This is a genomic window from Actinomadura roseirufa (genome assembly GCF_900659635.1).
Taxonomy (GTDB): domain Bacteria; phylum Actinomycetota; class Actinomycetes; order Streptosporangiales; family Streptosporangiaceae; genus Spirillospora; species Spirillospora roseirufa.
This window is the reverse complement of the sequence record NZ_CAACVB010000395.1, coordinates 1-5,395: the sequence shown is the minus strand read 5'-3', so window position 1 is coordinate 5,395 and position 5,395 is coordinate 1. Positions and strand designations below refer to the sequence as shown.

The following is a 5,395-nucleotide window of genomic DNA, read 5'->3' as shown; positions in this document are numbered from 1 at the left end:
CGCCTCGCCGGCCGCCGCCGGGACGGCCGGACGCGCCGCGCCGCTCCACGGGCGGGGCTCGGCGGACGGCGGCTCCTCCTCGCGCATGTCGGCGCGCGCGACGGCCTGCGGGGCCTTCGGGTCCAGGTCGAACAGCTCGCGGAGCGCGTCGGCGTAGGAGTCCCCGCCCGGCGCGGCCGCCAGCTCCTTCACCCGGACGGTCGGCGCGTGGAGCAGCTTGTCCACCACGCGCCGCACGGTCTGGCCGATCTCCTTGCGGGCCCGCTCGTCCAGGTCGGGCAGCCGGCCGGCGAGCCGCGTCAGCTCCGCCTCCACGACGCCCGCGGCCTTGCTGCGCAGCGCCACCACGGTCGGCGCGACGGCCGCGGCGCGGGCCGCGCCGAGGAACGCGCCGACCTCGTCGCACACGATCCGGCGGACGGCCTCGACGGCCTCCGGGCCGATCGCGCTGCCGGCCTCCTCGGCGGTGCGCAGATCGTCCAGGCCCGCCAGCTCGACGCCCGGAAGGTCGCGGGCGGAGCGTTCTATGTCGTGCGGAAGCGCGAGGTCGAGCAGGAACCGGCGGCGCCCGCCGGCGCCCGCCGCGGCGAGCTGCGCCCCCGTCAGGACGAGCCCCGTGGCACCGGTGCACGACACGACGAGGTCGGCCTCGGCGAGCGCGTCGTCCAGGTCGGCGAGGCCGACCGCGCGGGCGGGGACCTCCAGCGACGCGGCGAGCCGCTCGGCGCGCGCCTGCGTGCGGTTGGCGATCACGATCTCGCGGGCGCCCGCGCGGCTCAGCGTCGCCGCCGCGAGCGCGCTCATCGACCCCGCGCCGACGACCAGCGCGCGCACCCCCTCCAGCGGGCCGAGATGCCGGACGGCGATCTCCAGGCCGACGCTGACCAGCGACGCGCCCGCCTTGTCGATGCCGGTCTCGTGGTGGGCGCGCTTGCCCACCCGCAGCGCCTGCTGCAGGACGTCGTGCAGGTCGCGGCCGAGGGTGCCCTCCTCCTGCGCGAGCCGGAACGCCTGCCGGAGCTGGCCGAGGATCTGCCCCTCGCCGACGACCATGGACTCCAGGCCGCACGCCACCGCGAACGCGTGCTGGACGGCGCGCTCCTCGTAGTGGACGTACAGGTGCCGCGACAGGTCCTCCATCGGGACGCCCGAGTGCAGCGCCAGCAGCTCGGAGATCGCCGAGACCCCGCCGTGGAACTTGTCGACGACCGCGTAGATCTCGACCCGGTTGCAGGTCGAGACGATCGCGGTCTCGGCGACGTTCGGGGACCGGTGCACCGCGTGCAGCAGCTTGGCCAGATCGTCCCCGGTCACCGCGGCGCGTTCGAGCATCGCCACGGGGGCGCTGCGGTGACTGAGCCCCACCACCAGAACGCTCATGCGCCGCTCCCGCCCCTGCTCCCGCCGCTCATGCCTCAACCGCCTCTATGTACTGCGCCGCGCCGGGGGGCGCGCCGTCGCCGGCCGCGTCCGCCACCACCGCGCCGGGAATGCCGCCCGCCACGGGCTCGTAGTCGCCCGGCCCGCCGGCCTTGCGCTGCTCGTGGAAGGCGAGGATCTGGAGTTCGATGGACAGATCGACCTTACGCACGTCGACGCCGTCCGGCACGGAAAGGACGACGGGCGCGAAGTTGAGGACGCTCGTGACGCCCGCGGCGACCACCCGGTCGCACATGCCCTGCGCGGCGGCGGCCGGAGTCGCGATCACGGCGATGGACACGCCGTGGTCGGCGATGATGTCCTCCAGCCGGTCGATGTGCCGCACGGTCATGCCGGAGATCTCCTGGCCGACGATCGAGTCGTCGGCGTCCAGCAGGCCGGCCACGCGGAAGCCGCGGGAGGCGAAGCCGCCGTAGCCTGCCAGCGCACGACCCAGGTTACCGACGCCGATGATGGCGACGACCCAGTCCTGGGTGAGGCCCAGCTCACGGGAGATCTGGTAGACGAGGTACTCCACCTCGTACCCGACGCCGCGCGTGCCGTAGGAGCCCAGGTGGGACAGGTCCTTGCGGAGCTTGGCGGAGTTGACGCCCGCGGCGGCGGCCAGCTCCTCGGAGGAGACGGTCGCGACGCCGCGGTCCTGGAGACTGCTGAGCGCCCGCAGGTACACGGGGAGCCTGGCCACGGTGGCTTCGGGGATGCCGCGGTCCGGGCGGTGTCGGTTCTGTCGAGATGTCACGGCCTGCTCTTCGAAGCTCGACGCTGGGGACGGGCACGCCGCCGGGAGGGCGGAGTCCCCTCGCCCCGGCTCGCGCGGCCCGGCCGCACGGGCCGCGGCCTGGCCGCCCCAGGGCTACCGACCAGGTTAAGCCTTTGTGAATACGCGCACAAAGTCGCCCCCCGGTTACCGCTCTCGCCCAGGGTTCCGGTGCGCCCCCGGACACCCCGCGAGCACAGGGTTCGCCTGTGTTCTCGAAGGACGCTCGAGCCGCCGGTGTGACCGATCGGACATCCCGCCGGCCGTCCCGGGAGGGCCGCCGGGGCGGTTCGGCTACCGCTTGCCCGCCGCACCCGTGACGGCGGCGCGCAGGCGATCCTCGTCCACCCGCCAGAAGTCGTGCTGGACGCCGTTGACGAAGGTCACCGGGATCTGCTCCCAGTAGAGCCGGGTGTCCTCCTCCGAGCGCGTGATGTCGCGCTCCTCCCAGCGGACGCCGAGGTCGTCGGCGACGCGCGCCACCACCGCCCGCGCGTCGTCGCACAGGTGGCAGCCGGGCTTGCCGAGGAGCGTGATCAGGACGTCGGCCATGGCTACCTCCCGGGGAACTCCGGTGCCGGCAGCGGGACCTTCGCGGCGCCGAGCCTGAGCTCGATCACGTTGGTGGACAGCACGTGGGTGCGCGACTCGCCGAGGAAGCGCTGCAGGTGCGGCTGCCGGCGGTGCGCCGCGTAGGCCGCCTCGTCCCGGAACAGCTGGTAGAAGATCCGCTGTGTGGGGGCGCCCACCACCTCGTGGGACGCGAAGATCACGGTGTCCGGCTCGGCGGCGCGGGTCGCCTGGACCAGATCGGCGGCGAGCCGGTCGAAGGCCGCCTCGCGGCCCTCCAGCAGCGTGTAGACCGTGATCTGACCGCGGGCCGCGGCCAGCCCGGCGGCGGCCGGCTCGGGAAGGCCACCGGACAACGGGCCGGGCGGCGGCCCTGACAGCGGCCCGGGCAGCGGTCCCGTCAGCGGCCCCGGCGGCGACCCGGGCAGGGGCAGCCCGCCCGAGAGCACCCCGCCCGGCGGGGCGGGCTCGGGCACGACGGGCCGCGGCACGTCGGCGCCGGCCGGCGCCCCGGGATCGGGGAAGCGCAGGTCCTCGGCGGGCGGCTGCTCGGGGAAGCGCAGATCGCCGCGGTTGATCGGCGGCGGCGGGCCGGGCGTGGCCTGCAGCGGCGTCGGCGCGGCCACGGGCTCGGGGACGAACCCCGGGTCGAGGGCCGGCTGCTCGAACCCCGGCTGCTCAAAGCCCTGGTGATCGAAACCCTGCTGCTCGTTCGCCTGCTGCTCGAAGCCCTGCTGCTCGTAGCCCGGCCGCTCCAGCGCCGGCCGCTGCGGCTCGCGGCCCTGCTGGTCGAACCCGGACTGCTGCTCGTACCCGCCGGTGGAGGTCTCCTCGTCGTAGGAGTCGCCCTCCTCGTACACCGGGATGGTGCGCATCGCGCCGTACCAGACCAGGCCCGCGGCGGCGCCCAGCGCGATCACCACGACCGGGGCGGGCAGGAACCCGCGGGTGCCGCTGACCACCAGCACCCCGGCGAGGGCGACCAGCGCGATGGGGATGAGCAGCTCGCCGGCCTCGCGGTCCCGCTTGCTCGCCAGCCACGCCGTGACTCCCGTGCAGCCCGCCAGCGCGAGCACGGCGACGACGTGCCCGACGTCGATCAGCAGCGTCGGCAGCGCGTCGTAGGTCTTGCCGGGCTTGGGCAGGCTCTTGGTCAGCGAGCCCTTCAGCGGATCGAGCATGAGGATGACGATCGCGACGACGGTGTAGGACACCGCGAACAGCCAGGCGCCGAACCGCACCTGGACGTAGCGCGCGATCAGCTCGATCATGCCGAGCGCGAGCCACAGCGGCCCGATCAGCGCCGCGCCGAACTCCATGACGCGGAACAGGGGGTCGTTGAATCCGGCCAGGAAGCCCACGCCCATCGACAGCAGCGCGAGGGACAGCCCGACCTGGGTGAGGGACCAGGCGATCAGGTACAGCAGCCGGTCCTTGTAGGCGCGCGAGATCAGCAACCCGGTGGCCACGGAGGCACCCAGGGTCGCCAGCAGCGCGAGAAGAGCGTCGACCATCGCGCCCCATGGTGCCCGATGGGAGCCCGCGACGGGTAACCGCTCCCCCGGCGAACGGGCGTATTGCCCGGCATACCTGGCGATATCCACAGTTCAGTATCTAGAGTGGCAAATCACGCCGGAGGTCGCGTACGCCGCGAGGAGACCTGGATGAGCAGCTTGGCCCTCGACGCCCGGGCCTTCCCCCTGCCCCGATCCTCCCGGCACGCCGAGCCGGGCGCCGACCGCGCCGAGACGCTCAAGGCGCTCGTGCTGCGGGCCCGCGACGGCGACGCCGAGGCGTTCGGCTCGCTCTACGACCACTATGTCGAGCTGGTCTACCGGTACGTCTACTACCGCGTCGGCTCCCATTCCCTTACCGAGGACCTGACCAGCGAGACGTTCCTGCGCGCGCTCCGGCGCATCTGCGACTTCCATTGGCAGGGCAAGGACTTCGGTGCCTGGCTCGTGACGATCGCGCGGAACCTCGTCACCGACCACTTCAAGTCCGGCCGCTACCGCCTGGAGGTCAGCACGGCCGACCTGGTCGAGCCCGACCGTCCCCAGGAGGGCCCGGAACGGGTCGTCTTGGACTCGATGACGAACCGGACGCTCCTGGCCGCCGTCCGCCGCCTCGGCTCCGAGCAGCAGGAGTGCGTGGTGCTCCGCTTCCTGCACGGCCTGTCCGTCGCCGAGACGGCGCTGATCATGGGCAAGAAGACCGGCGCGATCAAGGCGCTCCAGTACCGCGCCGTCCGCTCCCTCGCCCGCATGCTCCCCGACGACCTCAGAGGATGAACCGGTTCACACGAACGCGCCGGCGGCGCACGACCGCCGGAGCCGTTCCGCTCGCGGGGTCCGCGAGCCCACAACGTCATTGGACGGGATTTCAGTAAAATCGGGCCGTAACCGGGCCCGGATCCGGTCGTTTTTGCGGGCAGGAGCGCAATGAGCGCCAGGATCCGCGAGGGAGCGGTGTTGAGGGGCAGCCGAGACAAGATCGCCGGGAGCGGGAGCCCGCTGGCCCTGCTCCGGGCCCCGCAGGACGGCCCGGACCCGCGCTTCCGCGCCGGTCTGCGGGCCCGGCTGGTGGCCGCCGCGGCGGCCGGCCGGAGCGAGGACGGCCGGCCCGGGG

General features: G+C 73.8%; 6 protein-coding genes. 2 read left to right on the top strand and 4 right to left on the bottom strand.

Going from position 1 to position 5,395, the window contains the following annotated elements:
- The 4 genes from E1291_RS38675 to E1291_RS38660 all read right to left on the bottom strand — a co-directional run.
- A partial coding sequence (locus E1291_RS38675; RefSeq protein WP_131742993.1) for a glutamyl-tRNA reductase occupies positions 1-1,380 on the bottom strand: 1,380 nt, incomplete at its 3' end.
- A gap of 28 nt (positions 1,381-1,408) precedes the next feature.
- Positions 1,409-2,179, bottom strand: a complete 771-nt coding sequence (locus tag E1291_RS38670; protein ID WP_131742992.1) for a redox-sensing transcriptional repressor Rex — start codon at positions 2,177-2,179, stop codon at positions 1,409-1,411.
- A gap of 312 nt (positions 2,180-2,491) precedes the next feature.
- The gene (locus tag E1291_RS38665) at positions 2,492-2,749 is read right to left on the bottom strand and encodes a glutaredoxin family protein (RefSeq protein WP_131742991.1); all 258 of its coding nucleotides are present in this window, start codon (positions 2,747-2,749) and stop codon (positions 2,492-2,494) included.
- Positions 2,750-2,751: 2 nt separating this feature from the next.
- Positions 2,752-4,281: an antibiotic biosynthesis monooxygenase gene (locus E1291_RS38660; protein ID WP_131742990.1), complete on the bottom strand. Its 1,530-nt coding sequence runs from the start codon at positions 4,279-4,281 to the stop codon at positions 2,752-2,754.
- 150 nt (positions 4,282-4,431) lie between these two features.
- Between E1291_RS38660 and E1291_RS38655 the strand changes: the two genes are divergently transcribed.
- Both E1291_RS38655 and E1291_RS38650 read left to right on the top strand, forming a co-directional pair.
- Complete coding sequence (locus E1291_RS38655) at positions 4,432-5,058, top strand: sigma-70 family RNA polymerase sigma factor (protein ID WP_131742989.1); 627 nt, start codon at positions 4,432-4,434, stop codon at positions 5,056-5,058.
- Positions 5,059-5,208: 150 nt separating this feature from the next.
- Positions 5,209-5,395, top strand: a 187-nt coding sequence (locus E1291_RS38650) for a hypothetical protein (RefSeq protein ID WP_131742988.1), incomplete at its 3' end; no start/stop codon positions are given.

Excerpts from the sequence above, each read along its gene's own strand:
- E1291_RS38665 (WP_131742991.1), bottom strand. The coding sequence starts at position 2,749 with ATGGCCGACGTCCTGATCACGCTCCTCGGCAAGCCCGGCTGCCACCTG.
- E1291_RS38660 (WP_131742990.1), bottom strand. The coding sequence starts at position 4,281 with ATGGTCGACGCTCTTCTCGCGCTGCTGGCGACCCTGGGTGCCTCCGTG.
- E1291_RS38655 (WP_131742989.1), top strand. The coding sequence starts at position 4,432 with ATGAGCAGCTTGGCCCTCGACGCCCGGGCCTTCCCCCTGCCCCGATCC.